At 62.4% G+C, this 25,470-nt stretch carries 27 protein-coding genes and 2 tRNA genes; 10 read left to right on the forward strand and 19 right to left on the reverse strand.

Annotated features, from left to right (window positions below; genetic code table 11):
• The first annotated feature begins 37 nt into the window (after positions 1-37).
• A tRNA-Asp gene (locus GJR99_RS07640) sits at positions 38-110 on the forward strand.
• A 30-nt stretch (positions 111-140) separates the two neighbouring features.
• Positions 141-213, forward strand: a tRNA-Asp gene (locus GJR99_RS07645).
• Positions 214-415: 202 nt separating this feature from the next.
• Here the strand turns inward: GJR99_RS07645 and GJR99_RS07650 are convergent.
• From GJR99_RS07650 to GJR99_RS07665, 4 genes are all read right to left on the reverse strand, one after another.
• On the reverse strand, positions 416-1,777 hold the full coding sequence (locus tag GJR99_RS07650; RefSeq protein WP_151110837.1) for a hypothetical protein: 1,362 nt from the start codon (positions 1,775-1,777) through the stop codon (positions 416-418).
• Between the two features lie 114 nt (positions 1,778-1,891).
• Positions 1,892-2,248: a fluoride efflux transporter FluC gene (locus GJR99_RS07655; RefSeq protein WP_151110839.1), complete on the reverse strand. Its 357-nt coding sequence runs from the start codon at positions 2,246-2,248 to the stop codon at positions 1,892-1,894.
• Positions 2,245-2,580, reverse strand: coding sequence for a fluoride efflux transporter FluC (locus tag GJR99_RS07660; protein ID WP_151110841.1), 336 nt, complete (start codon positions 2,578-2,580; stop codon positions 2,245-2,247). The genes GJR99_RS07655 and GJR99_RS07660 overlap by 4 nt, the downstream gene beginning before the upstream one ends.
• A 21-nt stretch (positions 2,581-2,601) precedes the next feature.
• Positions 2,602-3,651 (reverse strand): ATP-binding protein, encoded by a 1,050-nt coding sequence (locus tag GJR99_RS07665; RefSeq protein ID WP_151110843.1) that lies wholly within the window; start codon positions 3,649-3,651, stop codon positions 2,602-2,604.
• Positions 3,652-3,726: 75 nt separating this feature from the next.
• On the opposite strand from GJR99_RS07665, the gene GJR99_RS07670 reads away from it, so the two are divergent.
• Positions 3,727-4,179, forward strand: a complete 453-nt coding sequence (locus GJR99_RS07670) for a DUF7382 domain-containing protein (protein ID WP_151110845.1) — start codon at positions 3,727-3,729, stop codon at positions 4,177-4,179.
• A 35-nt stretch (positions 4,180-4,214) separates the two neighbouring features.
• Here the strand turns inward: GJR99_RS07670 and GJR99_RS07675 are convergent, their stop codons facing one another.
• Positions 4,215-5,483, reverse strand: coding sequence for a tRNA(Ile)(2)-agmatinylcytidine synthase (locus GJR99_RS07675; RefSeq protein ID WP_151110847.1), 1,269 nt, complete (start codon positions 5,481-5,483; stop codon positions 4,215-4,217).
• Positions 5,484-5,625: 142 nt separating this feature from the next.
• On the opposite strand from GJR99_RS07675, the gene GJR99_RS07680 reads away from it, so the two are divergent.
• Both GJR99_RS07680 and GJR99_RS07685 read left to right on the forward strand, forming a co-directional pair.
• Positions 5,626-6,600: a transcriptional regulator gene (locus tag GJR99_RS07680; protein ID WP_151110849.1), complete on the forward strand. Its 975-nt coding sequence runs from the start codon at positions 5,626-5,628 to the stop codon at positions 6,598-6,600.
• Between the two features lie 88 nt (positions 6,601-6,688).
• Positions 6,689-7,039, forward strand: coding sequence for an MmcQ/YjbR family DNA-binding protein (locus GJR99_RS07685; RefSeq protein WP_151110851.1), 351 nt, complete (start codon positions 6,689-6,691; stop codon positions 7,037-7,039).
• Positions 7,040-7,080: 41 nt separating this feature from the next.
• Here the strand turns inward: GJR99_RS07685 and GJR99_RS07690 are convergent, their stop codons facing one another.
• From GJR99_RS07690 to GJR99_RS07720, 7 genes are all read right to left on the reverse strand, one after another.
• A complete protein-coding gene (locus GJR99_RS07690) occupies positions 7,081-7,335 on the reverse strand; it encodes a glutathione S-transferase N-terminal domain-containing protein (protein ID WP_151110853.1) in 255 nt (84 codons plus the stop codon).
• Between the two features lie 108 nt (positions 7,336-7,443).
• On the reverse strand, positions 7,444-8,850 hold the full coding sequence (locus tag GJR99_RS07695) for an NCS2 family permease (RefSeq protein ID WP_151110855.1): 1,407 nt from the start codon (positions 8,848-8,850) through the stop codon (positions 7,444-7,446).
• Positions 8,851-9,020: 170 nt separating this feature from the next.
• Positions 9,021-10,508, reverse strand: a complete 1,488-nt coding sequence (locus tag GJR99_RS07700; RefSeq protein WP_151113911.1) for an NCS2 family permease — start codon at positions 10,506-10,508, stop codon at positions 9,021-9,023.
• An 88-nt stretch (positions 10,509-10,596) separates the two neighbouring features.
• Positions 10,597-11,310, reverse strand: a complete 714-nt coding sequence (locus tag GJR99_RS07705) for a phosphoribosyltransferase family protein (RefSeq protein ID WP_151110857.1) — start codon at positions 11,308-11,310, stop codon at positions 10,597-10,599.
• Between the two features lie 89 nt (positions 11,311-11,399).
• Positions 11,400-11,930: an orotate phosphoribosyltransferase gene (gene pyrE / locus GJR99_RS07710; protein ID WP_151110859.1), complete on the reverse strand. Its 531-nt coding sequence runs from the start codon at positions 11,928-11,930 to the stop codon at positions 11,400-11,402.
• A gap of 71 nt (positions 11,931-12,001) precedes the next feature.
• A complete protein-coding gene (locus GJR99_RS07715; RefSeq protein WP_151110861.1) occupies positions 12,002-12,250 on the reverse strand; it encodes a hypothetical protein in 249 nt (82 codons plus the stop codon).
• Positions 12,251-12,475: 225 nt separating this feature from the next.
• Positions 12,476-13,027: a CDP-2,3-bis-(O-geranylgeranyl)-sn-glycerol synthase gene (locus tag GJR99_RS07720; protein ID WP_151110863.1), complete on the reverse strand. Its 552-nt coding sequence runs from the start codon at positions 13,025-13,027 to the stop codon at positions 12,476-12,478.
• Positions 13,028-13,154: 127 nt separating this feature from the next.
• Between GJR99_RS07720 and GJR99_RS07725 the strand changes: the two genes are divergently transcribed.
• Both GJR99_RS07725 and GJR99_RS07730 read left to right on the forward strand, forming a co-directional pair.
• Complete coding sequence (locus tag GJR99_RS07725; RefSeq protein ID WP_151110865.1) at positions 13,155-13,994, forward strand: proline dehydrogenase family protein; 840 nt, start codon at positions 13,155-13,157, stop codon at positions 13,992-13,994.
• A 105-nt stretch (positions 13,995-14,099) separates the two neighbouring features.
• On the forward strand, positions 14,100-14,753 hold the full coding sequence (locus tag GJR99_RS07730) for a DUF502 domain-containing protein (RefSeq protein ID WP_151110867.1): 654 nt from the start codon (positions 14,100-14,102) through the stop codon (positions 14,751-14,753).
• Between the two features lie 52 nt (positions 14,754-14,805).
• Here the strand turns inward: GJR99_RS07730 and GJR99_RS07735 are convergent, their stop codons facing one another.
• Positions 14,806-15,744: a branched-chain amino acid transaminase gene (locus GJR99_RS07735; RefSeq protein ID WP_151110870.1), complete on the reverse strand. Its 939-nt coding sequence runs from the start codon at positions 15,742-15,744 to the stop codon at positions 14,806-14,808.
• Positions 15,745-15,835: 91 nt separating this feature from the next.
• Here GJR99_RS07735 and GJR99_RS07740 point away from each other — a divergent pair, with 91 nt between their 5' ends.
• Positions 15,836-16,726: an NAD-dependent epimerase/dehydratase family protein gene (locus tag GJR99_RS07740; RefSeq protein WP_151110872.1), complete on the forward strand. Its 891-nt coding sequence runs from the start codon at positions 15,836-15,838 to the stop codon at positions 16,724-16,726.
• A 124-nt stretch (positions 16,727-16,850) separates the two neighbouring features.
• Here the strand turns inward: GJR99_RS07740 and ribB are convergent, their stop codons facing one another.
• From ribB to GJR99_RS17955, 3 genes are all read right to left on the reverse strand, one after another.
• The gene (ribB, locus tag GJR99_RS07745) at positions 16,851-17,534 is read right to left on the reverse strand and encodes a 3,4-dihydroxy-2-butanone-4-phosphate synthase (protein ID WP_151110874.1); all 684 of its coding nucleotides are present in this window, start codon (positions 17,532-17,534) and stop codon (positions 16,851-16,853) included.
• A complete protein-coding gene (locus tag GJR99_RS07750; protein ID WP_191967089.1) occupies positions 17,531-18,271 on the reverse strand; it encodes a DUF120 domain-containing protein in 741 nt (246 codons plus the stop codon). The genes ribB and GJR99_RS07750 overlap by 4 nt, the downstream gene beginning before the upstream one ends.
• A gap of 325 nt (positions 18,272-18,596) precedes the next feature.
• A complete protein-coding gene (locus GJR99_RS17955) occupies positions 18,597-18,752 on the reverse strand; it encodes a DUF7563 family protein (RefSeq protein ID WP_449405215.1) in 156 nt (51 codons plus the stop codon).
• A gap of 217 nt (positions 18,753-18,969) precedes the next feature.
• Between GJR99_RS17955 and argS the strand changes: the two genes are divergently transcribed.
• A complete protein-coding gene (argS, locus tag GJR99_RS07755) occupies positions 18,970-20,733 on the forward strand; it encodes an arginine--tRNA ligase (RefSeq protein ID WP_151110878.1) in 1,764 nt (587 codons plus the stop codon).
• A gap of 24 nt (positions 20,734-20,757) precedes the next feature.
• Here the strand turns inward: argS and GJR99_RS17420 are convergent, their stop codons facing one another.
• Complete coding sequence (locus GJR99_RS17420; RefSeq protein WP_191967090.1) at positions 20,758-20,895, reverse strand: hypothetical protein; 138 nt, start codon at positions 20,893-20,895, stop codon at positions 20,758-20,760.
• A gap of 39 nt (positions 20,896-20,934) precedes the next feature.
• Positions 20,935-22,740, reverse strand: a complete 1,806-nt coding sequence (gene minD, locus GJR99_RS07760) for a cell division ATPase MinD (protein ID WP_151110880.1) — start codon at positions 22,738-22,740, stop codon at positions 20,935-20,937.
• 167 nt (positions 22,741-22,907) lie between these two features.
• Between minD and prf1 the strand changes: the two genes are divergently transcribed.
• Positions 22,908-24,152: a peptide chain release factor aRF-1 gene (prf1, locus tag GJR99_RS07765; RefSeq protein ID WP_151110882.1), complete on the forward strand. Its 1,245-nt coding sequence runs from the start codon at positions 22,908-22,910 to the stop codon at positions 24,150-24,152.
• Positions 24,153-24,214: 62 nt separating this feature from the next.
• Here prf1 and GJR99_RS07770 read toward each other — a convergent pair whose 3' ends face one another.
• On the reverse strand, positions 24,215-25,393 hold the full coding sequence (locus GJR99_RS07770; protein ID WP_225317655.1) for an MFS transporter: 1,179 nt from the start codon (positions 25,391-25,393) through the stop codon (positions 24,215-24,217).
• Between the last annotated feature and the right edge of the window lie 77 nt (positions 25,394-25,470).

The raw sequence follows: 25,470 nt of genomic DNA on the forward strand, positions 1-25,470 counted from the left end.
TCTATAAACCTCGGCTACGAATGATTGCAGACGGAGGGCCCGGGTGGTGTAGTGGCCCATCATACGACCCTGTCACGGTCGTGACGCGGGTTCAAATCCCGCCTCGGGCGCTCTCCGTATCCGACAACTCACTTCAGTAAGCCCGGGTGGTGTAGTGGCCCATCATACGACCCTGTCACGGTCGTGACGCGGGTTCAAATCCCGCCTCGGGCGCTTCTCTGATTTCCAACCTCTGAGCGCCGAGTTTGTCTCGGCGCGGGCCGGTTGGAATCTGTAAGCAGTGACAGGCGGGATTTGAAGCAGGGAGCGGCGCGAACGCAGTGAGCAGAGCGACCGAGGTTCAAATCCCGGTGAGACAGGACTCAACGACGTACTACTCTCTTGCTCGTGGGAGTCACCGAAACGGAATTAATCACTATTGCCTCCGATAAAGGAGATCGCGGCTAAAAACAGGATTAAGAGAGTAAGTGCAAATAGCATCTGACCGTGAGTGAAGATGTATATCTGGTTCCCAAATGTCTTCACTGAAAAGTCCTCCCTCGGAGATATAGTGTTTGAGCCGCGAACGTGATTGTTCAACCAAGGGTCTAACCGCTGTCCGCTCACGTTCGCTACAGTATCCAAAAATATGGAGTGTTATGGCATTATTTTGGCTGGGGTCAGAGTATCTATTCATTATTTTGAATACGTCACTCAAATTCTGAGTCCCTCTGCTTGACTCGCGGATTCGATAGTCAAGAGCGGCAAGAACTAATGCACCATTGATATATTCGCTGTTATTGTGCCACGTCGAGCTATTTGCGAGAACAACACCTTGACGTTGTGCCTGCGCCATGTTGATTAGATGACGTTCATATTCTGCTCTTGATATGTACTCATCTTCGTAGAGTAGACGAGATTCGTAGTATTTTGCACTCGCTTCAATGAACCACTTCATCTCCGGACTAACGACCATCCCTTGACGTGTATGGATGTATTCGTGAATCCACATAGATTGAGAATTAGATAAGGTAGGTGTGTCATCCTCGACAACCATATCAGGTCCAGTAGCAAACCCAGAGCGGGTCATCTCATCCGGCGATGCAAAAACGGTCACAACCGTGTATCGATGTCCTATATTCAATCTCCGAGCGGTGCTAGAGAGTAAATCAAGAACTGCATCCGGAGATGAGGACATATCGGCAGTATCGGGAACAACAAGGCGAATCCTCTGACAGCCGACGGTTCTTTCGTATACATTAGCTTCTCCAAAGAAAACGACATTCTTCCCAACTACACCGTTGTTTTTGATTTGAGGGTTAACATGAGGTTGGAGATGGCCTGGAAGCGGGGCGAGGGACCAACTATCCGAATAGCCGTAATCGGAATTCTCCGGAATATTCGATTGTCCTGACGGAGGACCGCTTGCATTGAACGAGTAGGTGATCGATGGCCTGCGTGTTTTGTGGTTCCAAGAGAGTTCATAGGCAGATTCTGTGTTGTTCGTGAACCCATTATTTGACACAAGCGAGGCACGTTGGGGGAGAGAAACTTCGAAGGGCGCATTAGAAAAATCGGACAGGTCATACGTGATTTTGATTACGTTTCCAGTCCCTAACCTCTCAGCTGAAGCATTGATTAGATGTTCTGGATCGGGTTTGGGGTGTCCAGAGGGAGTTAAACACACCTCAGATTGGCCCTTATTTACAGCACCAGCCGGAGTGGGTACCATTGAGGTAGTCAACAAAAACGCAAGCAACAAAGGGACAATACGCTGTTTGTATAGTTCCCAGTTCATCCAGATGACACCATCTCCTCGTCTAGCAAACTTAGCCTTTATCGAACCTAGAACGAGACAATGAACGAACCTACACCGAATCCGATCGTTGATTTTTGCTAAGTAGTACGTTCCTCACCCAACGACCCCACCAATCGCCCCACCGATAGCCACCCCGACCAACGCCGCCAGCAACGTGCCGAACGCATATCGCGCCGCCGTCCGGTAGTCGCCGACGTCTAAGAGTTCGGCCACACCGACTGCGAACGACGAGAAGGTCGTGAACGCGCCACAGAACCCGGTTCCGGCGAGCGTCGCCGCCGGTTCGGCCACCGGTGCGGTGACGACGAACCCGAGTGCGATGCTCCCGAGCACGTTGACGGTGAAGGTACTCCACTTGCCGACGATTTGCTGGTCGACGACGTGGCGCGAGACTGCGCCCAGCATGCCGCCGAGGCCGACGAGGACGACAGTAGTTGCCGAGAGACTCATCGTCTCCCTCCGACCACGAGACCCAGCGCCGCGGCGCTAAATCCGAGGACGTAGTTCGCGCCGACGTTGAGGAGTCCGCCCGTCATCGTGAGACCGGCAGTCTGGACGGCGAACGTGCTGTACGTCGTAAACGACGAGAGGAGGCCCGTCCCGAAGAGCAACTGCACCCGGCGAGAGGAGACGGTGGTGACGAACGTCCCGAGGGCGAAACTCCCGAGGACGTTCACGACGAGCGTTCCGCCCGCGCCGGGGACGGCGACGGCGACGAGATAGCGGAGCGCCGCCCCGAGAAACCCACCGAAGGCGACTAACGCCAGTTCCGAACGGTCCATACCGTCTCTCATCCGGAGTGGTTACTCTACGTTTTCGGAAGCGACGTGCGCGGAGACGGCAGTCGGACTCGCACCGCAATCAGTCGTCTCGCGTGGGCGCACGCGAACGTCGTGAACTGACTCTGTGGTGTCGTCGACGACGAGCGCACACCCTCGCTCGCGCGGGAGTCGAGACCTGAGCGTCTCGTCGAAGTACGTGGGGTCGACAGCGGCCATCGCCGAGACGTCCGGGCCGGCGGTCAGTCGGTGGACGATTCGCAGGTCGGCCTGCGAGACTGCGACGTCGGGGAGTGCCGACGGTCGTTGCGTCGCGAGCACGAGGGCCGCACCGGGCGCGCGTCCGCGCGTGAGAATCGTCCTGAGCGCGGGTTCGGCAGTCGTTCCGACGAACGCGTGCGCTTCGTCCACCAACAACCACGGAATCCGCTCGACTTCGCCCTCGACTCTCGCGTCGTACAGACCGCGGGCGACGACGCGAACGACGACGCTCGCCGGTGTCGAATCCATACCTGAGAGGTCGAGCACGTCGGGGGCGGACCCACAGAGTGAGTCCGGGGCCAGACCAGCGGGGTCGAACACGTCCCACGACTCCGCGAGTGAGAGGTGGTTCGTCGCCGCTCGTCGGGTTTCGGGTGCGACGTCGGCGTCGGCGACGGCAGCACCCATCTCTGCGAGCGAATCCGTCTCGGCCGCGAGACGCCAGACCAGTGACCCAACTGGACCAGTCGAGTCAAGTCCGAGTAGGTCGGGCCACGCGCTCGGTGGGAGTGCGTCGGCGCGGACCGTCGGCGACTCGTGAACCGTCGCGTCGATTGGGGAGTCACAGAGCCCACCGAAGACGCCCATCGGGTCGACGACGACGGGAGCGACACCATCGGCGCGGGCCAGTCCTTCGGCGACGACGCCGAGTGTGTGCGACTTTCCGCTGCCGCGTTTGCCGACGACGACGGCCGCGTGCGGGTGGTTGACGTCGAGTCCGACGGATGCCCCGTCGCTGCCGTCTCGAGCGCGGTAGGTTCCGAAGCGGCAGACTGGCCCATCGTCGTCAGGGGTTCGACCGATGACGTGCATGGAGGTGGATGGCCGCGGGATGTGACTTGAACCTCCGGACGTAGGTTTATATACGAACCCGCGCCCAGACGGGCTATGCTCGATCTGTTTCGGTCAGACACGCGTGCTATCGAAGGATTACCAGTTCGCCTCGTCGTCGCCCTCGTCGTCGGTGTCGCGAGTATGAGCGTCATGCTCAACATGCTCTCGGGAGTGCAAGGGCTCGCCACCTCGGAACTCGACGTGAAACCCGCGCCAGACGTGGTCGAAACCGGCCCACAGGATTTCGAGTTCACCGTCGTCGACCACGAAGGCAACCCAGTCGAAGACGCGACGGTCATCGTGAAGTCCGGGACCGCCGAACTCGACGGCGTTGTGACGAAGAAGACCGATGGCAGTGGGACGGCGACGATGAGTCTCACCCCCACACTCAGTTCGAACAGAGAAGACGGGACGCTCGTCGTGGACGTGAAACCACCCGCGGGGAGTTCGTTCGTCGACCGCCGTGAGAACACGAACGTGCTCGTTGTGAGGTCCAACGCGTCGTGAACCCGCAAACTGGCTGACGGTGAAACGGCGTCTTCTTACCGTTCTGGATGCGTCGGCGCGTCGAACCCGCCGCGAACCAGCGGTTTCGCGATGTGCCGACGCGCACATGGCGGCACCTCGTACCACCCGAGTTCGAGGTCGCGCTCGATTGGGCGTTCGACCTTCCCAGGTGCGTCGGTTCCGCACTCTCGACAGCGGTATCCCTGATTTCGGCCGGCGCTCTTCATCGTCCGGTCGCAGTCGGGACAGGTTGGCGTCGCGGGTTCCGTCTGAACCAACTCGCGAACCGCGAACTTCTCCAGTTTGAGCGTCCCGTCCGACACCTCACCACAGACGGTGAGTCGGTCGCCGACGCGGAGTGACCGAACTCGGTCACGGAAGCGCTTCGTCGGCTCGAACGCGGCCATCGTCACTCGCGCGTCGTCCGTCTCGAGGTCGAAAAAGACGTGGCCGCCCGTTCGCGTCTCGGGTTCTGCGGCGACCGTCCCGGTGACGCGGTAGGCTCGTCCGTCTCGAAGTGCGCCGAGCGTTCCGTCGCGGAGATGTGCGTCACTCCCCTGATTCGTGAGGAACGTCGCTGCCCAGTCCACCGGTTCGGAGTCGATGGCCTCGGCAACGTCTCGAACCACGTCCGGGTCGTCGCCGCGGATGCCGTGGAGAATCGGACCGGGTGCGTTGGGCACGCAAACTGCCTCACCTTCACCGTGGTCGACGGTGTCCCACGCGTCCGGATAGCCGGCGTCAGCGGCCTCGAACACCGAGTCGAGGTCCACGTCACGGGGGGTTCCGCAGCGATGGAACTCTCTGTAGGAGATGTGTTCGTACGTCCACTCGTCGAAGGCGGCCCACGCCCCAATCGCAGCGAGTGCGCCGATTCGGCCGCGGCCACCGTGCCAGCCTTCGGTCAGGAAGCCCGATTTGGACGCCAGTTCGACGGCGTCGTCGACCTCGTGGAAGTCGCGGACGGCGTCACGAGCGAACGTCTCGACGGCCGTCGAGATGGTGTCGGCCGACCCCGGTGCGACGACGAGGCCCGGACTGGTTCGGTCGTCGTCGATAATCGCCCATCGGTCGAGTTCGTCACGGGCGACGTCGAAGGCGACGCCTGCTGGGAGGTCGGTGTGGATAGCCAGCGCGGCGTTTCCGCGCGTCTTGTGCTCGACCGCAGGGTTCAACCGGACGAGGAGTCGTCGCTCGACGGTCCCACCTTGCGATTCGATGGCCTCGGCGACGAGTGTCGCGAGATAGGTCGTACACATCCCGAGCGTGCGGGAGTCGGTGTCGTCGAGGCCGATGACGGTCATCGCCGGAGATAGCCGAAGGGCAAAGTAACGCCTTTCGGGTCACGGCGACTATATAAATGGGGCCGAGAGAAGGGAGACGAGTCGGCGAGGGCGGCGATTTCCGGGGAAAACGCTTTATGGGCCGAATCACTTATTGCCCCCTATGTCCCGGTCAGCGCTGGTTGGTAACGTCGCCGCGATGCTCCAAGACGCGGGCTTCGTCGTGAGCGACCGTATCGCCATCCGGCCGAAGAGCTTCGACCTCGCCGCCCGGAGAGGTGAGGACCTGTTGCTCCTCAAGATACTGGGGAACGTCGACGCGTTCGACGGTGTGACCGGCGCAGAGATGCGACGACTCGGGTCGTACCTCGACGCGACGCCCCTCGTCATCGGGCTTCGAACCCGCGACGAGGACCTCAAACCCGGCGTCGTCTACTTCCGTCACGGCGTTCCGGTGTTGAACCCCGACTCCGCGATGGATATGTTCGTCGAGGGCGTCCCGCCGCTCATCTACGCCGCACCCGGTGGTCTCTACGTGAGTCTCGACGGCGACATCCTCGCAGAAGAGCGCAGAGAACGTGGCTGGAGCCTCGGCCGCCTCGCGACCGAACTCGGCGTCTCGCGTCGAACCGTCTCGAAGTACGAAAGCGGGATGAACGCGAGTATCGAGGTCGCGATTCAACTCGAAGAGCTGTTCGACCGGCCCTTCTCGAACCCGGTGGACGTCCTCGAAGGGGCCGACGACGTGCGCGACGCCGAACCGACGCCAGATGACCCGGCGGCCGACCCCGACGACGAACACGTCGTCTCGGTGCTCACACAAGCGGGCTTTACCGTCCATCCGACCTCGCGCGCACCGTTCAAGGCCGTGAGCGAAGACGACGGCCGACGCAAGGAGACCAACGTCCTCACCGGCCACTCGCCGTTCACTCGGAGCGCGCAGAAACGCGCAGAGATAATGTCGTCACTCGGTGAGATTACTCGCACCCGGTCGGTCTACTTCGTCGAAGAGGCCCAGAAACGAGAGTCGGTCGATGGAACCGCCATCGTCAGTTGCGAGGAACTCGCGAACATCGACGACCCCGACAAGATTCGCGACCTGATTCGCGAACGCGCCCGCGACCCCGCCGAAATCTGACGCGGACGTCACGTCGCACGAACTGCGGCCCACGGTCGCGAGCGGCGTCCTATACACTGTTATCGTGGTTCCCGACGTAGCGACCGCTATGTCGAAGTCGAGAGAGGCGTCGCGGGCCACGGTGGAGTCACTCGCTGCGGCGGTGATGCGAGTCGCAGGTGCCTGGGAGTCGGTCGAACGAACGACGATGTTCGGAAAGCCATCGTTCCGCGCGAACGGGACGTTGTTCGCCGTCGTCTCCGAGCAGGGACTGTCTCTCACGTCGCTCCCTGCTGACGCGCGTGTAGCCGTCGCTGCAAACCACCACGTCGTCCCGTTCGAAGCGAACGGCCGCCTCGTCGGGTCGTGGGTGACGGTCGATATCGAACCGAATCGCGTCCGTGAACTCACCGACGCACTGCGCGCGAGTTACGAGACGGCGTTCCGCAGAAAAGCGTAAGTCGAAGGCGCTGTCCGGCACCGACTGGCGGCAGACGGCGATTAGTTCGCTGCGCCGTAGGTCTGTTCGAGGTACTCGACGATATCGCTGCTCTCGGGCATGCCTTCGATACCGTTTTCTTCGTCCACGAGGACAGGGACGCCGGTCTGTCCGCTAATCTCTTGGACTTCGGTTCGCTCCGGGTGGGCGCGTGGGACCGTCCGGGATTCGTACTCCAAGTCGAGTTCAGCGAGTTTGTTCCGGACTTTGGCGCAGAACGGACAGCCCTGCAGTTCGTAGAGGATGAGGTTTGACATCACCCGGTGGTATGGATGCGACTCTAAAAAGGTCGGCGGAGATGTGTGTCGGCGGTGCAACCGGTGTGAGGGAAAAAGAGGGGGAAGAACGGAGTTGGGAGCGCCGCTTCAGACCTGGGCTTGCAGCATGCCGGAGGTCCGGACGACGAAGTAGACGAAGAACGCAGCGGAGAGTGCCCACTGGCCAGCGCTGATGTCTTCGTACTCACCGGCAGCGACCTTCACGAGCGGGTACGAGACGATACCCGCCGCGATGCCGTAGGCGATGGAGTACGTGAACGGCATGATGAGGATGGTCATGCCGGCCGGAATCGTGTGGGTGATGTTGTCCCATTCGATGTCGATGACGTTCTGCAGCATCACGACGCCGATGACGACGAGCGCGATGTGCGACGCGTAGAGCGGGACGGCGGTTGCGAGAGGGATGAGTGCGAGCGACGCGACGAAGAGAACTGCGACGGTGAGCGCAGTCAGACCGGTGCGGCCACCCTCTTCGACACCCGTCGCGGATTCGATGTAGGTCGTGACCGTCGAGGTACCGAGCATGGCACCTGCGGTCGTCCCGACTGCGTCAGCCATGAGCGGCTTGTCGATGTCGGGGAGGTTGCCGTCGTCGTCGAGGAAGTTCGCGGCCTGGCCGACGCCGACGAGCGTGCCCGCGGTGTCGAAGAAGTCGACGAAGAAGAACGTGAAGACGATGAGGGCGAAACTGAACGCCTCGATGCCGCCAAAGCCGGAGATGAACGCACCGGCGAGGGGCGTGATGTCGTAGGTCGCGGCCGACGACCCAGCGACGAGACCGGCCTCGGCAGAGACGACACCGAACGTGGTGAGCGCCCATCCGACGACCGTCGTGAGGGCGATGCCGATGATGATCGAACCGGGGATGCCCGCGGCGTACAGCGCGAACGTGACGAACAGGCCGACGATGGAGACGATTGCGACCGGGTTGGACGCGAGGTTACCGAGCGTGAGCAGGGTCGCGGGGTCGTTGACGACGATGCCCATCGCCTGGAGTCCGATAATCGTCAAGAAGAGACCGATACCGGTTCCGACAGCCATCTTGACCGGCTGTGGGAAGATTTTGATGATGGCCTCACGCGCGCCGACCGCCGTGAGGGCGATGAAGATCAACCCTTCGACGAAGACGGCGGCGAGCGCCGTTTGCCACGGGACGCCGAGCGCACCGATGACGGTGAAGGCGAAGAAGGCGTTCAGGCCGAGACCGGGCGCTTGCGCGAACGGTCGATTGGCGTAGAATGCCATCACCAACGTGGCGATTGCGGCAGCGAGGATGGTTACGACCGCGAGCATCGACTGAACCTGCCCCGGACCGAATCCGGAGATGATGACGCCCGGTTTCGCGTCCGGGATACCCGTCATGATGGCAGGGTTGACGACCACGATGTACGACATCGTCAGGAACGTCGTGATGCCAGCGATAATCTCGGTCCCGACTGAGGACCCGTGTTTATGCACGTCGAAGTAGTTTGCGAGGGTTTCAGAGAGCCCCATGATGCACGACTAAGCATACCCACGATTGCACACATAAGCATTACCATCTACCGAGAAAAGATATACACACTCGTGCATTAAATAGAGTATTTCGGAGAGGTGACCAACACAGCCATGACTACTTTCACACCAAACAGTACTGGAAAGATGGAGGTTGTGTTGCCCAGTTATCAGGAAAGTACGCCAGACCGGACGACGAAGTAGCCGACGAACGCGGCCGCGAGCGCCCAGTGACCGAGGCGGAGGTCTTCGACGTCACCGACGGCAACTTTCACGAGCGGATACGAGACGATGCCCGCGGCGATGCCGTAGGCGATAGAGTACGTGAAGGGCATCACGAGCATCGTGAGGCCCGCAGGGATGAGTGAGGCGTCGTCGTCGACGTCGATATCGACCACGTTCTGGAGCATCACGACGCCGATGACGACGACGGCGATGTGCGAAGCGTACAGCGGAATCGCGGCGACGAGCGGAACCAACGGAATCGCCGCGAGGAACAAGAGTGCGACGACGAGCGCGGTCATCCCGGTTCGGCCGCCTTCCTGAACACCGGTCGCCGACTCGATGTAGGTCGTCACGGGCGACGTGCCGAGTGCACCGCCGGCAGTCGTCGCCACCGCGTCGGCCATGAGCGGTTTTTCCACCTCGGGGAGGTCGCCGTCTTCGTCGAGGAAGTCCGCGGCCTGGCCGACGCCCGTTAGCGCCCCGGCAGTGTTGAAGAAGTCCACGAAGAACAGCACGAAGACGACGAGCACGAACGAGACCGGTTCGGCCTTCGAGAACCCGCCGACGAACGACCCGGCAATCGGCGAGATGTCGTACGTCGCGCCCGCCGAAGCACCGGGGACGACGAGGTCGACCGCGCCGACGACCGGCAGGGTGACAGGCGTCGTTGCGGCGGCGACGACGAGTCCGGCGTCGACTCCGACGAGGCCGAGTTGCGTCACTCCCCACCCGAGGACCGTGGTGCCGAGGATGCCGAGCACGATGGCACCGCGGGTGCCGCGCGCGTAGAGGCCGAACGTGAGGAACAGACCGGCGACCGAGAGGATGGCAATGGGGTCGGAGGCGACGTTTCCGAGGCCGACGAGCGTCGCCGGGTCGTCGACGACGACGCGCATCTCCTGTAATCCGATGATAGCCAAGAAGAGGCCGAGACCCGTTCCGACCGAGAGTTTGACCGGTTCGGGGAAGAGGCGGAGGATGTACTTCCGCGCCCCAACTGCGGTGAGTGCGACGAAGAGAACGCCCTCGACGAAGACGGCGGCGAGCGCCGTCTGCCACGGGATGCCGAGCGCACCAACGGCCGTAAAGGCGAACACCGCGTTGATTCCCATCCCAGGTGCCTGTGCGAACGGCCGCTTCGCGTAGAGTGCCATGACGAGCGTCCCGATTGCGGCCGAGAGGATGGTGACGACGGCCAGCATCTGCTGGACCGTTCCCACCTCGAAGCCTGGAAGCACGATACCCGGTTTCGCGCCCGCGACGCCCGCGAGGATAGCCGGGTTGGCGACGACGATGTACGACATCGTCAAGAACGTCGTGAGACCCGCCAGCACCTCGGTTCGGAGCGTCGTCCCGTGCGCCTCGAAGTCGAAGTACGACCCGAGGGAGTCGACCACGCCGGCGAGGCCGACGCTATCGTCCAGTTGCTGCATCCAATCCATATCGTAACCCGTCGAGTCGATGCGAAACGGAGTAAAAAGGGTACTGAAATCCCGCCCCAGCGCCAAATGGTAACAGACGTTACTCGAAGACAGAGAGCGCGCCGACCGGTGCGTCGGTGAGTTCGCTGGCACGGTCGGTTCCTTCGTCACCGACGGCGATGAGCGCGAAGACGCCGGCGATGTTGGCGTCGGCCTGCAGGGCGATATCCAAGAGGAGTTCTTGCGTCTCGCCGGAGCGGATGAGGTCGTCGACGACGAGGACGCGCTCACCGGCGTCGATGGCGCTCGCAGGGAGATAGTAGGTGAGTTCGATACCGGAGGCGAGGCGCTGCCGCGACTCGATGAAGTCCTCGACGGCGGTCTCTTTGGACTTCTTCGCGTACGCGAGGCGCGCGCCGAAGTAACTCGCCATCGCCGCACCGAGTGTGATGCCGTCTGTCGCCGCGGTGAGGACGACGTCCGGTCGCTCGAACTGCAGCGTGTTCGCGGCGACGGGCGCGACGAGGTCGAGGAACGACTGGTCGAAGACGACGTCGGAGTTGTCGACGTAGCCCTCGTCGTCGAAGCGAACCCGTGCTTCGAGTTCGTCTGCGAGTGCGTCACGACCGACACCTTCGACGACCTCTCGGGCGCGTTCGACGCCGGGCAGGACGTGCCCGTTGACGTAGCGGTTGAGGTCCCCGGCCGGGAGTCCAGTCAGTTCAGCGAGTTCGTCGTACGTCCGGGTCTCTTTGAGCATCCGGAGGACGGAGACTGCCTGCAACTGGAGTGCGGCCTTCTCTGCTCTGTTCATACTCTCGGCTACGTAGTTGCACAAAAATGAATACTTCGATTGCTTTTAGTGCGCTACTTAGTCACAGGCGTGTATGGGCACGAACGTGGTTAGCGGTCGGCGTCTGCGAGTAAGTCGTCGGCAGTGAGGAGCGACTGGAGTTCGATATCGTGGTCGGCCAGGAGTTCCTCGGCACCTTCCTGTCTGTCGACGACGACGATGACTCGGTCGACGACTGCGCCCGCGTCGCGGAGTGCTTCGACGGCGTCGACGGCGCTCTGGCCGGTCGTGGCGATGTCTTCGAGGACGACGACGTGTTCGCCTTCCTCCAGTGCGCCTTCGATTCGCTTGGCCGTGCCGTACTCTTTGGCCTTCTTCCGGGCGATGACGTAGGGTTTGCCCGTCTCGACTGCCGTCGCGGCGACGAGCGGAACTGCGCCGAGGGCGACGCCCGCGAGTTTGTCGTCGTCTGCGACGAGTTCGGCGAACGCCTCGGCGATGAGTTTCAGACACCGGGGGTCGGTCTCGAAGAGATACTTGTCGACGTAGTAGTTCGAGGTGCCACCGTGAGAGAGTTCGAACTCTCCGAACTGGACCGCGTCGGCGTCGCGAAGCGCCGCGATGAGTTCTGTGTTCGCCATCTTGGTACGAGTGGCAACAGGGAGGCGCTTAAGCGGGACGGTTCGGGTGAGCGGGGGCACCACGCTGTGACTCACTCGTAGCGCAACTCTGCGTACAGTCCGTAGAAAAACGCGAGCAATCCAACGACTGCACCGACCCAACGCACTGGCGAAGAGACCGTCCAGACCACCCCTGCGGAGACGACGATTACAGCCACGACGGCGAGTCGGCGAACCCACAGTTGACGACTCGCCTGTTCACGGTCAGCAGCAGTATCGAGGACGAAGAGTTCGATAGCGCCGGTGAAGATGTGCTTCAAGAGGTCCAAGAGTATGCTCATCGCATAGTCTGTTTGACACAATCACGCGTTGTGGGTGTATCGGTCCGAAAGGTGGAGCGGTGTACACCGACGCTGTACCGCGATCGAGGCCGAAGGTCGAGTCTCGCGGCTTTTTCCCTCCACCGTGAGACGCGGTGCGTCTCACGAGCCTTCGTTCGCTGACGCTCACGAAGACAGGTTTTTGGCGGAGGGGTGGCGGTTCCACCCCTCCGTTAAAAAGGTGGGTTACCAGGGCTCGTTCTTCAGCCCCAACAGATACGCCCCCACGTTCGTGACGACGTGGAGAATCGGCGTCATCACGAGGACGACAGCAAGGACGGGGAGCGTGAACGTCTCGGTGAACCACGCGGGCGCGGCGACGTAGGCGAAGACGAGCGCACCGACCACGAAGTCGAGTTGGTCGAGACCCGGAAACGCCGCACCGCGTTCGCGACCCGACCGGCGCTTCAGGAACGACGCGCCGATGTCGCCGGCCATCGCGCCGAGTGCGAGTCCGAATCCGGCGGCGAGTGGGAACGTCGGGAGGTCGAATCCGACGATGCCGGAGAGACTCGGTTCGACGACGTTGAGAACGAGCGCCAGCGCCGTCCCGGCGAGAGTTCCCGCGGCGGTTCCGCGCCACGTCTTCCCGTCACCGAGGACGCGCCGGCCACCCCACGTCCGACCACCGTCGATGGGGCGGCCACCGCCGGCGAGGACGGCGGCGTTGTTCGGGACGTACGCGGGCAACATCGCCCAGAACGCAGTGACGACGAGAGCGGCGAGAGAGACGGCCATACGGGTACGTCAGACGGGAGGAATGTAAGTCCCGACGGTTTTGTACGACTCGGGGGCGACGGAGTCGCTCGATTACGAGAGACAGCAGATGAGAAGTATGAATACCAGACGGTCGTAATCGTTCGCTATGATTCCGCCAATCGCGAGCAAATTCGTCGCGGGAGAGACCGCGGCGGAAGCGCTCGACCACGCCCGAGCGACGAACGACGACGGTGTGGCGGTCATCTTGAACCTGCTCGGCGAGCACTACCACGAACGCGGGCCGGCCGACAACGACGCCGACCAGTACGTCCACCTCGTCGAAGACGTCGCGGCGACGGACCTCGACGCCTGCGTCTCGGTCAAGCCCTCGCAAATCGGTCTCGACGCGGGCGACGGCGTGTTCGAAGAGAACTACCGGCGCATCGCGGAGGCGGCCGACGAACACGACGTCTTCCTCTGGTGCGACATGGAAGACCACGAGACGACCGACGTGACGCTCGACGCCTTCGAGGAACTCGCTCGAGAGTTCGACGGCGGGATGGGACTGTGCGTGCAGGCGAACTTGAAGCGGACTGCCGACGACCTCGACCGACTCGCCGACGTTCCCGGAAAGATTCGTCTCGTGAAGGGTGCGTACGACGAACCCGCGGCTATCGCGTACAAGAAGAAGTCGAAGGTGGACGAGGTGTACAAAGAACTCCTCGAGTATCTCTTCGAGGAGTACGTCGGCGGTATCGCCGTCGGCAGTCACGACCCCAAGATGATAGACTACGCCCGCGAACTCGCGGTGGAGTACGACCGCGACTACGAGATACAGATGCTCATGGGCGTGCGCGAAGACGCACAACGCGAACTCGCGGCCGAAGGCGTCGAAGTCTGGCAGTACGCCCCCTACGGCGCCAAGTGGTTCCAGTACTTCTACCGCCGGGCCCGCGAGCGTAAGGAGAACGCGCTGTTCGCTCTGCGAGCAGTCCTCGGTATCTAAATCGGGGGTCTCGCGGGGCGAAAACGGACCGTTTTCACTGAGTATCGGCAGTACAGACCGTACTAGAAATCCCCTTAAGCCCACAGGTTCACACTCTGCATATCAATGTCCTCGTGGAGACGCGACTTCGCAAGCGGTCTGGTGGTCCTCATCCCCTTGCTCGTTATCCTGTACGTGCTGTCTATCCTCTACAACAGCATCGTCGCCTTACCCATCATCCAAGACCTTCCGCAACCGTACGGGTTCTTCGTCGCCATCGTGGTCTTCTTGATGCTCGTCCTCTCGGTCGGGTATCTCATGCGGACCACCTCCGGGCGCCTCCTGGAGTCCGGCCTCGACACGATGATGAACAAAGTCCCGCTGGTCCGCATCGTCTACAACGCCTCTAAACTCGCCGTCGAAACCGCCCTCACGGGCACCGAAGACCTCCAGAAACCCGTTCGTCTGGAGACGTGGCCGGGCATCCGAATGACCGGGTTCAAAACGGGGAAGAAGACCAAAGACGGCCGGGAGATAATCTTCATGCCGACTGCACCGAACATCACCACCGGGTTCGTGATGGAAGTCGACCCCGACGACATCGAAGAGACCGGCGAGCGCGTCGAAGAAGCGCTCACTCGTGTCCTCTCTGCCGGGTTCGCAGAACAGGACCACGCCAACCAGTACACCATCGACGTGACCGAAGAGTCGCCGGGAGAGTCACCCGAAGAAGTTACCGTCTCCGGAGAGTCGACAGACGGTACGGTCGCAAACGAGTAGTCGTCGTCACTCGGCGTCGTCGCGTCCGCAAAAGATTGCGTCTCGTCTCCGTTTACTGCTCGTCGACGTAGGTGAACCACTCTTCGTGGTCGTCGGTACGGCGTTCGACGAGGTCGAAGAAGGCAGTCTGGAGCTCTTCGGTGACCGGTCCACGCGTGCCCTCGCCGATGACGACGTTGTCCACCTTGCGGATAGGCGTCACTTCGGCGGCGCTGCCAGTGAAGAACAGTTCGTCGGCAGTGTGGAGTTCGCCGCGACTGATGATGGCGCTGTCGTCGACTTCGTAGCCGCGCTCGCGAGCGAGTTGGATGACAGTGTCGCGGGTGATGCCGTCGAGGATGCTCTGGGAGAGTCCAGGGGTGAGGATTTTCCCGTCGCGGACCATGAAGATGTTCTCGCCGGGGCCTTCGGCGACGTTGCCTTCCTTGTTCAGGACGATGGCTTCGACGTAGCCGTTACGGCGGGCCTCCTCACCTGCGAGGAGAGAGTTCACGTAGAGACCGGTCGTCTTCGCGTTCGTCGGAATCTGACTGGAGGCGTGCTTGCGCCACGACGAGACCATCACGTCGACACCGTTTTCGAGGGCGTCCTCTCCGAGGTAGGTGCCCCAGGGCCACGCCGCGATGGCGATGTCCGTCGGGTTGTCCTTTGGGCTGACGCCGAGCGAGTCGTAGCCGTAGTAGGCGATGGGGCGGATGTAACACCCACCGAGGTCGTTGCGCTTGATGACCTCGACAGTCGCCTCGGTGAGTTCCTCGGGCGTGTACGGAATCTCCATGTTGTACGGCTTGCCGGAGGCGTAGAGGCGTTCGAGGTGCTCCTCCCAGCGGAAGATAGCCGGACCGCGGTCGGTGTCGTAGGCACGGGCCCCCTCGAAGACACCCGTCCCGTAGTGAAGGCCGTGTGAGAGGACGTGAATCTGTGCGTCGTCCCAGTCCACGTATTCGCCGTTCATCCAAATCGTGGACACGTCCATGTCGTCAAATCCCATGTAGGGCCCTTCGCAGGCCCCCCTCTAAAATCATGACGAACCGGTCACCGCGTCCATGGTGACTATGTTTGCACAGCGGAATCTATGGAGTATGTCACTCGAATCCGTCGCCGTCACGGGCGGGACCGGAAACATCGGCCCGACCGTCGTCCGTCATCTCCGGGATGCAGGATACACCGTGACCAACCTCAGTCGCAGCGGTGGGTCGGCGGACGCCGACCACGACTACCGCGTGAGCGCGACCGACCCCGGTGACCTCGTCGCGGCGCTCGCGGCCGTCGATGCAGACGCAATCGTCCATCTGGGAATGATTTCGACACCCACTCACGACCCCGGTCACCGGGTCTTCGAGAGCAACGTCCAGTCGACCTACGTCGTCCTCGAAGCGGCGGCCGCACTCGACGTCGACCACGTCGTCATCGCGTCGAGTATGAGCGCCAACGGCGGGGCGTTCGAACCCGACCCCGCTCGAATCGACTATCTCCCGATAGACGAGTCACACCGGGCGACGCCGTCGAATCCGTACGGTCTCGGAAAGTACATCGCCGAGGAGACGGCGACGGGGTTCGCGCGTCGAGAGGACGCACCGACGACTATCGCCAGTCTCCGGTTCCCGTGGATGCCGAGCAGAGACGAGGCACGGACGGCGTTCGTCGAGTCCGACCGAACACCCGCCGGACTCCGTGCGTCGGAGACGTTCCACACAGTCCGGAACACCCTGTTCGCGTATCTCGGTCGGGAAGACGCCGCACGACTGGTTCGGCGCGCCATCGAGGCCGAGTTCGAGGGACACGAGGTGTTCTGGGCGGCCGCGAGCGACACGTCTACGACCGTCGAATCGGCCACGATTGCACGCGAGGTGTATCCCGACGCAGAGGTTCGAGAGCAACTCACCGGTCACCAGTCGCTCGTCTCGACGGAGAAAGCACAGCGCCTCCTCGGATGGGAACCCGAATGGTCGTGGCGCGACGACCGCGTCTGAAAACGGAGGCTGAGACGAAGACGAAGACGAAGGAAGACGAAGACGAAGACGAAGACGAAGGAAGACGAAGACGAAGACGAAGACGAAGACGAAGGAAGACGAAGGAAGACGAAGACGAAAACAGTCAGCGAAGGACGTCGAGCAGTCGGTCGCCGTCGACGAACGCGAGGTCGTTGCGAGCTGCGTAGTCGCGGGCCGCCGACTTCGGCAGTGCCGCACCGGTTTCGTCGTCGAGCATCTCGCAGACGACGACTGCGGGAGCGACGTCCGCCTCGTCGGCGAGCGCGAGGCCGAGTTCGGTGTGGCCCTGTCGGTCGTCGAGGAGGTTCGGCGCACCGCGAAGCAGGTGGACGTGTCCGGGGGCACGGAACTCGCCGCCGAAGTCGTCGGCGTCGTACTCGCCCGCGCGAGTCAACTCGGCGACGGGGGCGAGTCGCGAGATGGTCATCGCTCGGTCACGGTCGGTGATGCCGGTGAACGACTCACGGTGGTTCACGGTAAAGGAAAACGACGACCGAGAGTCGTACTCGAGGTCGTGCGAACTCGCCGCCGGGTGGGTGAGGACTTCGTCCATGAACGGCAACGAGAGCGACTCGGCCACGTCGTCCGGAAGGGCGACACAGACGAGGCCACCGGCGTCGTTACGCATGCGAGCGACGTCGATGGGGGCGACCGACCCCGCGGGGTAGACGAGGTCGACTTCGCCTTCGCGGTCGTCGAAGTCGTGGATGAGGACCGGGTCACCCGCGCTGAACGCGTCGAGGACGCGTTCGACGCTGTCGTAGTCGCTCTCGGCAGAGCGACTCATTCGAAATCGGCCTCCTCGACGCGGACGGTGATTCTATCGCCATCGGCGAGGTCCAACACGTCGCGGAGTTTGTCCGGTGCGATAATCTCGAGTTGCGATTCGTCGTGGTGGGTCCGCTCGGGGACGATGATGTGGACCGGGTCGTACGTCTCACCGCTCGCCTCGATGACGGCGGCGTAGCACGTGGCCGGACCGAACGTCCGTTCGTCGTCTTCCCAACCATCGATTGGAACCGCGTCGAGCGAGGACATCCCCGCGCGGGCACGGACTGCGTCGTCGTCGAGCCGAACGTTCAGCGTTCCTGGGAACGGTTCGTAACCCAGACGCTCGGTGAACTGTTCCATGTAGCCCGGAAGCGAGATATAGTGCCGACCTTCGCCCATTCCACCGGTCACTTCGCCGTCGAGGACGACGACAGCAGGTGTCTCGAAGATGCGGCGATAGTCGGCGTACTCACGCCGCAAGGCGGACTCACCAGTGTCGGAGATGGTTATCCACTGGCCGTCGGAGACGACTTCGCGCTCGACGTAGTCGACCTCTTCGAGTCGCTGAAGGCGGCGGGACGCCGTCTGGTTGGAGACGCCCAGTCTGTCTGCCAGGCCCGAACAGGAGACTTTGACTGGGCCGGAGCGGCCGCCATCGAGGGCGACGAGTTTCAACGTGGCCAACTCGTCGTACCCGACCGCGGCGGCGACTACCGATTCTGACATATTTAGAGATTCGAACGCCCCGCCCATAAGCGTATCGTATATGTTATGCGTTCCAGAATTGAGATGGGTGTCGGGGGCGGTCAACCCCATACCGTATACGGATGGTATCGGGCCACTGTTGGTAAGTCCGTCGGTCAGTACAACGAATCGAGAACGGGCTCGGTCGCTCGGTCTCTCACGAATGGGAGAGAAGGAGAAGAAGATGGAGACGGGATGAGGGTATGTCGGAGGGAGATTGGCAGGGGGTACGTCCGAGGGAGATTGGCAGGGGGTACGTCCAAGGGGGATTGGCAGGGAGTACGTCCAAGGGGGCAGAGAGTTGGCGTCGGCGGGAGGCGTTATGTGGGGTGTCTCAGGATTCTGCGGCCCTCCGTTCGGCACTCACCTGTGAGATGCCCGCGTTCGCAGAACAGCTCGGACACGCGTAGACGTGTCCGCTCTCGTCGCCGAACACGCGGACGAAGTTCCTCGACACGAACGCTTCACAGTGATTGCATTTGTTCGTCATGGTTGTGGGGGTGGCAGGCCGTCCTGCCTCGATACGTGGAGATGATTGCTCGTGATATACCACTATTACCTAACTAGTAAGGTATCGCGTGGGCCTGCCGTCCGCCCGCCCGACACGCTCTCGACCGGGAGACGATTCGAACGACCGACACGACGGGGGTGGAGGCTGCTCGGACGGTTCGGAAAGGCCTTTAGCCGCCTGCCGAGAATCCGCGTACATGTTCAGACAGTTCCGTGAGGAGGTCGAGACGGCGCTCTCTGCGGCGCTCTCGTCGCTCGACCTCCCCACCGACGACCTCGGGGTCGAGGAACCGCCGGAGGACGTACCTGCGACACTCGCCTCCAGCGTCGCCTTCCGACTGGCCGGCGTCGTCGGCGCCGCACCGCCGAAGGTCGCTGCCGACATCGCAGCCGAACTCTCCGTCGAGGGCTACGACTACCTCGACGCAGTCGACACGCAAGGGCCGTACGTGAACTTCCACGTGACCGACGCCTACTACGACGACACAGTCGACGCTGCTGCCGACGACACCGACTACGGCCACCTCCCATCGACCGGCGACAGCGTCGTCGTCGAACACACGAGTGCGAACCCAACGGGACCGGTTCACGTCGGTCGCACCCGCAACCCCGTCATCGGTGACGCCGTCGCCAACCTGCTGGACTTCGCCGGCAACGACGTCGAACGCCACTACTACGTGAACGACGCCGGCCGCCAGATGGCCGTCTTCACGTGGGCCTACGAGACGTTCGACGAGGAAGACCTGGACGGCGAACCCGAGCGCGAACGTATCGAGTACGACCTCGTCCGGTACTACCGCAAGGGCAACGCCTACCTCGAAGACGCCGACCCCGACAAAGTCGAGGCCGCAGAAGCGAAGATTACCGAGATTCTGCAAGGCATCGAAGAAGGCGACGAAGAAACCTACGCCCGCGTCGAAGAAGTCGTCGACCAGGTGCTCGGCGGCATGCGCGAGTGTCTCGAACGCCTCCCCGCCGAGTTCGACGAGTTCGTCAAAGAGACGCGCTTCATGTTCGACGGGAGCACCCGTGACCTCGCAGACCGCCTCAAAGAGACCGAATACGCCGTCTACGAGGAAGACGCGTGGCAACTCGAACTCGACGACTACGGCTTCGAGAAGAACCTCGTCTTCCTGCGGTCGGACGACACCTCGCTGTACACGACGCGTGACCTCGCCCACCACGAGTGGAAGTTCGACAACTACGACCGCGCCGTGACCGTCCTCGGCGAGGACCACAAACTGCAGGCCGGCCAACTCCGTGCCGCCCTCGACATCCTCGGTAACGACGTGGACAAACTCGAGAACGTCATCTACTCGTGGGTCAACCTCCCCGGCGGCGAGACGATGTCCACCCGAAAGGGGACCGGCGTCATGCTCGACGACCTGCTCGACGAGGCCATCTCGCGTGCGCGCGAAGAAGTCGAAACGCGTCTCGAAGGCCGCGTCCGCGACGACGACTTAGACGAAGACGATATCGACCGCATCGCCCGACAGGTCGGTATCGGCGCGGTTCGCTACGACATCGTCTCGAAGCAACCGACGAAGACCATCACCTTCGAGTGGGACCAGGCGCTCAACTTCGAGGCCCAGTCCGCACCGTACATCCAGTACGTCCACGCTCGCTGTTGTGGTATCGTCGGCGAGGCGGCCAACGCCGGCCTCGACGCCACCGAAGTCGACCCATCCGTACTCACGACCGAGGCCGAACGCGACCTCGTTCGCACGATTGCGCGGTTCCCCGCCGTCATCGAAGCGGCGGCAGACGACCTCGAACCACACGCAATCGCCACGTACGCCCGCGAAATCGCGGAAGTGTTCAACACGTTCTACCGCGAGTGCCCGGTGCTCGACGCCGACGAAGACGTCGGCGCTGCGCGTCTCGCACTCGTCAAAGCCGCGCGTAACACCGTCGCGAACGCGCTCGCTATTGTCGGTGTCGAAGCGCCCGACTCGATGTGAACACGGGCTGAAACGGATTTTTTCTTAGAAGAACAGTGGCAGTCCAGCCATCGCGGAGATGAGCGACCCGCCGACTGCGAGGACGACGGCGGCGCCACTGCCGAGTGCGAGAAGGATGAACAACAGTACCCACCAGAAGGGGACGGACTCAGATTCTACCATACGGGGCTTTCAGCGGACCTGCCTAAAAGAATTTCCCGTTTAGCCGAGGAATCGACTGAGGAATCCTTTCTTCTGGTCGTCCTCGTCGTCGTCTTCGAGCGACTCGACTTCCTCGACGAGCGAGGTGGTGTAGACGCCCTCTTCGTCCTCACCGTCGCCAGCAGGTTCCCCTTCGTCCTCAGCGACGGCGTCCGGTTCAGCCTCGGCGACGAGTGGTTCGTCCGCTGCGTCCGCCGGGGCCTCCTCGACGACTGCCGACGCTTCACTGGAGGTAGTCGCCTCCTCGTCGTCGGTGTCGGTCTCGGGAGCACCCTTCGATTCCGCGGCCTCACCACTCGGGGCGTCGACGACTGCGTCGCCAGCCAACGGGTCTGGCCCCATCGACTCCGCGTCGTCGAGATTGGCAGTGACCGGGTCTTCGACACCGTCTGCCAGTTGGTCGGTGCCGTCTCTCGAAGCGTCACCGTCACTATCGGCGCCGCCCCCGAACGGGATTGCACCGTCTAACGATTCGTCCTCTGCTTCGAGTGTGTCGACAGTCTCCTCGTCGGGTGTGTCGACAGTCTCTGCTTCGAGTGTCGCCTCGGCCTCGGCTTCGAGTGTGGCTTCGACAGAGGAATCCGAAGGCGTGTTTTCGTCCACGTCGGCAGACTGCTCCGGTTCGGTCTCGGCGGCCCCGTGCGTGGAAGACTGTTCCACCTCGGGCGAGTGTTCCGAGGCCGACTCGGCGTCAGACGACTCATCTTCTGCCGGGGGAGCGGCCACCGGTTCGTCGGACGGTGGTTCGGGGGCGGCCGTCTGGTCCGGCGCGGAATTGGATTCTGAGTTTGGTTCGGAATCGGCTTCTGGGTTTGGTTCGGAGTCGGGTTCCAGGTCGGACTCAGACTCGGGTTTGGTTTCAGGTTCGGGTTCAGAGTCAGGTTCTGGCGACGTATCTTCGTCAGATTCGGCCGACGGCGCAGACTCCTCGTCCGTCTGGACGACGGTTACGTCGTCGTCGCTGTCGACGGTGGCCGAGGGTGCAGACGCCTGTTCGGTCACGTCTTCTGCCTCGTCCGACTCTTCCGCCTCGTTCGGCCCCTCTGTCTCGTTCGACTCCTCTGCCTCGTCCGCATCGTCTGTCTCACTTTCCGGGACCGGAACCGGTTCGCCGGTGAGTGCTTCTGCGAGTGCGCGATAGCCTGCGGCGGCGATGCTCTCGGGTGACCGAGCGACGACTGGAGTCTGCGTGCTGAGCGCCTCACGAATCGCAGCGTCTTCGGGAACGACGGCGATGACGCCCGCGTCGAGGAGCGAGGCGACCTCGTCCGCGTTCGGATTCGACTGGTTGACTCGAGTGAGGACGACGCCGACGACGTCCGCACCGATTCGCTCACCGAGTTGGCGCGTCTTCTCGGTGTCACCGAGGGCTTCGCGCTCCGTCGTCGAGACCAAGAGTACCTCGTCTGCGAGTTTCAGCGGGACGAACGTGTCGTCGCTGAGACCCGCGCCCGTATCGACGAGGACGATGTCGTGGGTCTCTTTGAGCGTCTCGATGACCGGGTGGAGTTCCTTCGCGTTCGCACTCGCGAACGCCTCCAACGCGGTCGAACCGGGAAGGACCGAGAGTCCACTTGGCCCGTCGTACGTGGCTGATTCGACCGTCGTCTCACCGGTGAGCACGTCGTGAAGCGTCTCCCCATCGGGGGCGACACCGAGAGCCCCAGCGAGATTCGGCATCCCAAGGTCACCGTCGACGACGACGACATCGTGGCCGGCCATAGAGAGGACCGTCCCGAGGTTGGCTGTCGTCGTCGTCTTTCCAACCCCGCCTTTTGCGCTGGCAACTGCGTACACCCGAGACATAAATTCCAACTGTCGAAAGCCACCCATGACAGCAACATAAATGTTCTCCGACGGCTCCCCCCGATTTTCACACCGAATCTCGGCCCGAGACGGTCCACGTGTGAGTGGGTATCGTGTAGCGTTCCCAGTCAAAGGTTACTTAGCCGCTGGATAGACTAGAGGTAGTGATGAGTAGCGACGCCGAGGAGGCGAGCGAAGACCGCCGAAAGTACGAATTCAAGAAGGTCATCGAGGACCTCAAGGAGTACGAAGGCTCAGGAACTCAGCTCGTCACCATCTACATTCCCGAAGACAAGCAGATATCTGACGTCGTAGAGCACGTCATCACAGAGCACAGCGAAGCGTCGAACATCAAGTCCAAGCAGACGCGGACGAACGTGCAGGACGCGCTGACGAGCATCAAAGACCGCCTCCGATACTACGATACGTTCCCGCCGGACCGCGGTATCGTCATGTTCTCCGGCGCGGTCAACTCCGGCGGTGGCCAGACGACGATGGTTACGAAGGTCTTAGAGAGTCCGCCGGACCCGATTCAGTCGTTCCGGTACCACTGTGACTCGAACTTCCTCACCAGCCCCCTCGAGGACATGCTCATGGACAAGGGCCTCTTCGGCCTCGTCGTCCTCGACCGACGCGAAGCCAACGTCGGGTGGCTGAAAGGCAAACGCGTCGAACCGGTCAAGAGCGCCTCGTCGCTCGTCCCCGGCAAGCAGCGGAAAGGTGGCCAGTCCGCCCAGCGTTTCGCTCGCCTCCGCCTCGAAGCCATCGACAACTTCTATCAGGAAGTCGCTGGCATGGCCAACGACCTGTTCGTCCCGAAGCGCCACGAGATGGACGGCGTCCTCGTCGGCGGTCCGTCGCCGACGAAAGACGAGTTCCTCGACGGTGACTACCTCCACCACGAACTCCAAGACATCGTCGTCGGCAAGTTCGACGTGGCCTACACCGACGAGTCCGGCCTCTACGACCTCGTCGACGCCGCACAGGACGTGCTGGCCGACCAGGAGGTAATGAAGGACAAAAAGCAGATGGAGGAGTTCTTCGAGAAACTCCACCGCGGCAACGAGTCCACCTACGGGTTCGAAGCGACTCGCAAGAACCTCGTCATGGGCTCTGTCGACCGTCTCCTCATCTCCGAGGACCTGCGAAAAGACGTCGCCATCTACGACTGCGACGGCCAAGAGGAGTTCGAACTCGTCGACCACCGTCACAACACCCCATCGCACGACTGCGATGGCGGCGGCGAGGCCGAACTCAAAGAGCGCGAGGACGTCATCGAGTATCTGATGGACCTCGCAGACCAGCGCGGTACCGAGACGAAGTTCATCAGCACCGACTTCGAGAAAGGCGAACAGCTCTACGACGCGTTCGGTGGCATCGCCGGCATCCTCCGGTACTCCACCGGCATCTAAGCGACTCCTCCTCCTCGGCGTCTCTCTTCGACCCGGTCAGCGACCGACACCCTACCGGTTCGTCACGGTCGGACGCGCGGGACGAAGTGACCGGTCTCCCGACGCACACCGACGAGAAGCGTCACCGCCGCGACGAGCGGTAAGGCCGCACAGGAGAGATAAATCGGCTCGAAGCCGACGACGTCTATCAACGGCAGGGTGACGATTGGGCCGAACCCACCCCCGACGTCACCGAACACGTTGCTCGTCCCGACGGCGCGGCCCATCTCGTCGTCGGGGACGAGGTCACCCAACAGTGCCATCAGCGGTCCGCTCGTCCCACCCTGTCCGACGCCGACGAACAGACAGGCGAGAGCCAACGACAGGTTCGAGTCCGCGAACGTCAGCAGAACGAATCCGAGCGACGTCGCTCCCAAAAAGAAGAGTAGCGTCGGGATACGGGACTGACGCCGGTCACTCACGGACCCGCCGACGTACATCGAGACTCCCGCAGCGACGACGGTGAGACCCATGAAGATACCCGACGACCCCTGAGCGTCGAATCCGAAGACACTGAGGTCGTTCTGCCCGAGAAACAACACGAGCGTCGCGAACAGCGCGCCGATGTAGACGAAGAGGACGGAGAAGTTGACCAACCCGACCGTGAGCGCGGGGAGGTCAGTGTTGACGTCCCACGGCTTGGCCGACGTGTTTCGCTCCGCTTCGACGTGCGTCTCGGGGACCGACCAGTATGCGATGGCGCTGGCGAAGAATGCGAAGACGGTGGCGACGCCGAACGCCGTCAGCGTCCCCGTGAGTTCACTCAGGACACCGCCGATGACCACGCCCGTCGGGAATCCGAAGAGGACGCCCCCTCTGATGAGTCCCATGTTCGCCCCACGGGAGCGGCCATCGCTCACGTCGGCAGCGATGGTGTACGCCGTCGCGAAGACGAGGGCGCTTCCGACACCCCACAACAAGCGCGCCAGCAAGAACCACGCCTCGGGGAGCGGCGCGACCATGGCGACGACGTAGCCGAACGTCGCCACACCCTGGACGAACATCCCGACGACGAACGGCGTTCGCGTCCCGATTCGGTCGACGAGGCTCCCTGCCGGTGCGTTCGCCAAGAGTCGAGAGAACCGGTTCGCACTCAGGATGATTCCGACGAGGACGGGCGAGATACCGAGAACGGCGCCGAGGTTCGGCAGAATCGGGAATATCACACCGCCACCGAATCCGATGAAGAACGTACTGACGATGACTGCGCCGACGACGAGGTCGCCGTCGTCGGCGAGACTCCGAACGCGACTGGCGACTCGGGCGGCGACCCCTCCAG

It is taken from the genome of Haloferax marinum (assembly GCF_009674625.1).
Classification (GTDB): domain Archaea; phylum Halobacteriota; class Halobacteria; order Halobacteriales; family Haloferacaceae; genus Haloferax; species Haloferax marinum.

What these genes read in the sequence shown, in the direction of transcription:
- GJR99_RS07685 (WP_151110851.1), top strand. Translation starts at nt 6,689, where the DNA reads ATGTCGAAGTCGAGAGAGGCGTCGCGGGCCACGGTGGAGTCACTCGCT.
- GJR99_RS17955 (WP_449405215.1), bottom strand. Translation starts at nt 18,752, where the DNA reads ATGACGAACAAATGCAATCACTGTGAAGCGTTCGTGTCGAGGAACTTC.
- GJR99_RS07695 (WP_151110855.1), bottom strand. Translation starts at nt 8,850, where the DNA reads ATGGGGCTCTCTGAAACCCTCGCAAACTACTTCGACGTGCATAAACAC.
- GJR99_RS17420 (WP_191967090.1), bottom strand. Translation starts at nt 20,895, where the DNA reads ATGGTAGAATCTGAGTCCGTCCCCTTCTGGTGGGTACTGTTGTTCATC.
- GJR99_RS07675 (WP_151110847.1), bottom strand. Translation starts at nt 5,483, where the DNA reads ATGACCGTCATCGGCCTCGACGACACCGACTCCCGCACGCTCGGGATG.
- GJR99_RS07705 (WP_151110857.1), bottom strand. Translation starts at nt 11,310, where the DNA reads ATGAACAGAGCAGAGAAGGCCGCACTCCAGTTGCAGGCAGTCTCCGTC.
- argS (WP_151110878.1), top strand. Translation starts at nt 18,970, where the DNA reads ATGTTCAGACAGTTCCGTGAGGAGGTCGAGACGGCGCTCTCTGCGGCG.
- GJR99_RS07655 (WP_151110839.1), bottom strand. Translation starts at nt 2,248, where the DNA reads ATGAGTCTCTCGGCAACTACTGTCGTCCTCGTCGGCCTCGGCGGCATG.
- GJR99_RS07670 (WP_151110845.1), top strand. Translation starts at nt 3,727, where the DNA reads ATGCTCGATCTGTTTCGGTCAGACACGCGTGCTATCGAAGGATTACCA.
- minD (WP_151110880.1), bottom strand. Translation starts at nt 22,740, where the DNA reads ATGTCTCGGGTGTACGCAGTTGCCAGCGCAAAAGGCGGGGTTGGAAAG.
- ribB (WP_151110874.1), bottom strand. Translation starts at nt 17,534, where the DNA reads ATGAGTCGCTCTGCCGAGAGCGACTACGACAGCGTCGAACGCGTCCTC.
- GJR99_RS07725 (WP_151110865.1), top strand. Translation starts at nt 13,155, where the DNA reads ATGATTCCGCCAATCGCGAGCAAATTCGTCGCGGGAGAGACCGCGGCG.
- GJR99_RS07735 (WP_151110870.1), bottom strand. Translation starts at nt 15,744, where the DNA reads ATGGGATTTGACGACATGGACGTGTCCACGATTTGGATGAACGGCGAA.
- GJR99_RS07650 (WP_151110837.1), bottom strand. Translation starts at nt 1,777, where the DNA reads ATGAACTGGGAACTATACAAACAGCGTATTGTCCCTTTGTTGCTTGCG.
- GJR99_RS07720 (WP_151110863.1), bottom strand. Translation starts at nt 13,027, where the DNA reads ATGGCCGTCTCTCTCGCCGCTCTCGTCGTCACTGCGTTCTGGGCGATG.
- GJR99_RS07700 (WP_151113911.1), bottom strand. Translation starts at nt 10,508, where the DNA reads ATGCAGCAACTGGACGATAGCGTCGGCCTCGCCGGCGTGGTCGACTCC.
- GJR99_RS07715 (WP_151110861.1), bottom strand. Translation starts at nt 12,250, where the DNA reads ATGAGCATACTCTTGGACCTCTTGAAGCACATCTTCACCGGCGCTATC.
- GJR99_RS07660 (WP_151110841.1), bottom strand. Translation starts at nt 2,580, where the DNA reads ATGGACCGTTCGGAACTGGCGTTAGTCGCCTTCGGTGGGTTTCTCGGG.
- GJR99_RS07750 (WP_191967089.1), bottom strand. Translation starts at nt 18,271, where the DNA reads ATGGGCGGGGCGTTCGAATCTCTAAATATGTCAGAATCGGTAGTCGCC.
- GJR99_RS07665 (WP_151110843.1), bottom strand. Translation starts at nt 3,651, where the DNA reads ATGCACGTCATCGGTCGAACCCCTGACGACGATGGGCCAGTCTGCCGC.
- pyrE (WP_151110859.1), bottom strand. Translation starts at nt 11,930, where the DNA reads ATGGCGAACACAGAACTCATCGCGGCGCTTCGCGACGCCGACGCGGTC.
- GJR99_RS07690 (WP_151110853.1), bottom strand. Translation starts at nt 7,335, where the DNA reads ATGTCAAACCTCATCCTCTACGAACTGCAGGGCTGTCCGTTCTGCGCC.
- prf1 (WP_151110882.1), top strand. Translation starts at nt 22,908, where the DNA reads ATGAGTAGCGACGCCGAGGAGGCGAGCGAAGACCGCCGAAAGTACGAA.
- GJR99_RS07730 (WP_151110867.1), top strand. Translation starts at nt 14,100, where the DNA reads ATGTCCTCGTGGAGACGCGACTTCGCAAGCGGTCTGGTGGTCCTCATC.
- GJR99_RS07680 (WP_151110849.1), top strand. Translation starts at nt 5,626, where the DNA reads ATGTCCCGGTCAGCGCTGGTTGGTAACGTCGCCGCGATGCTCCAAGAC.
- GJR99_RS07740 (WP_151110872.1), top strand. Translation starts at nt 15,836, where the DNA reads ATGTCACTCGAATCCGTCGCCGTCACGGGCGGGACCGGAAACATCGGC.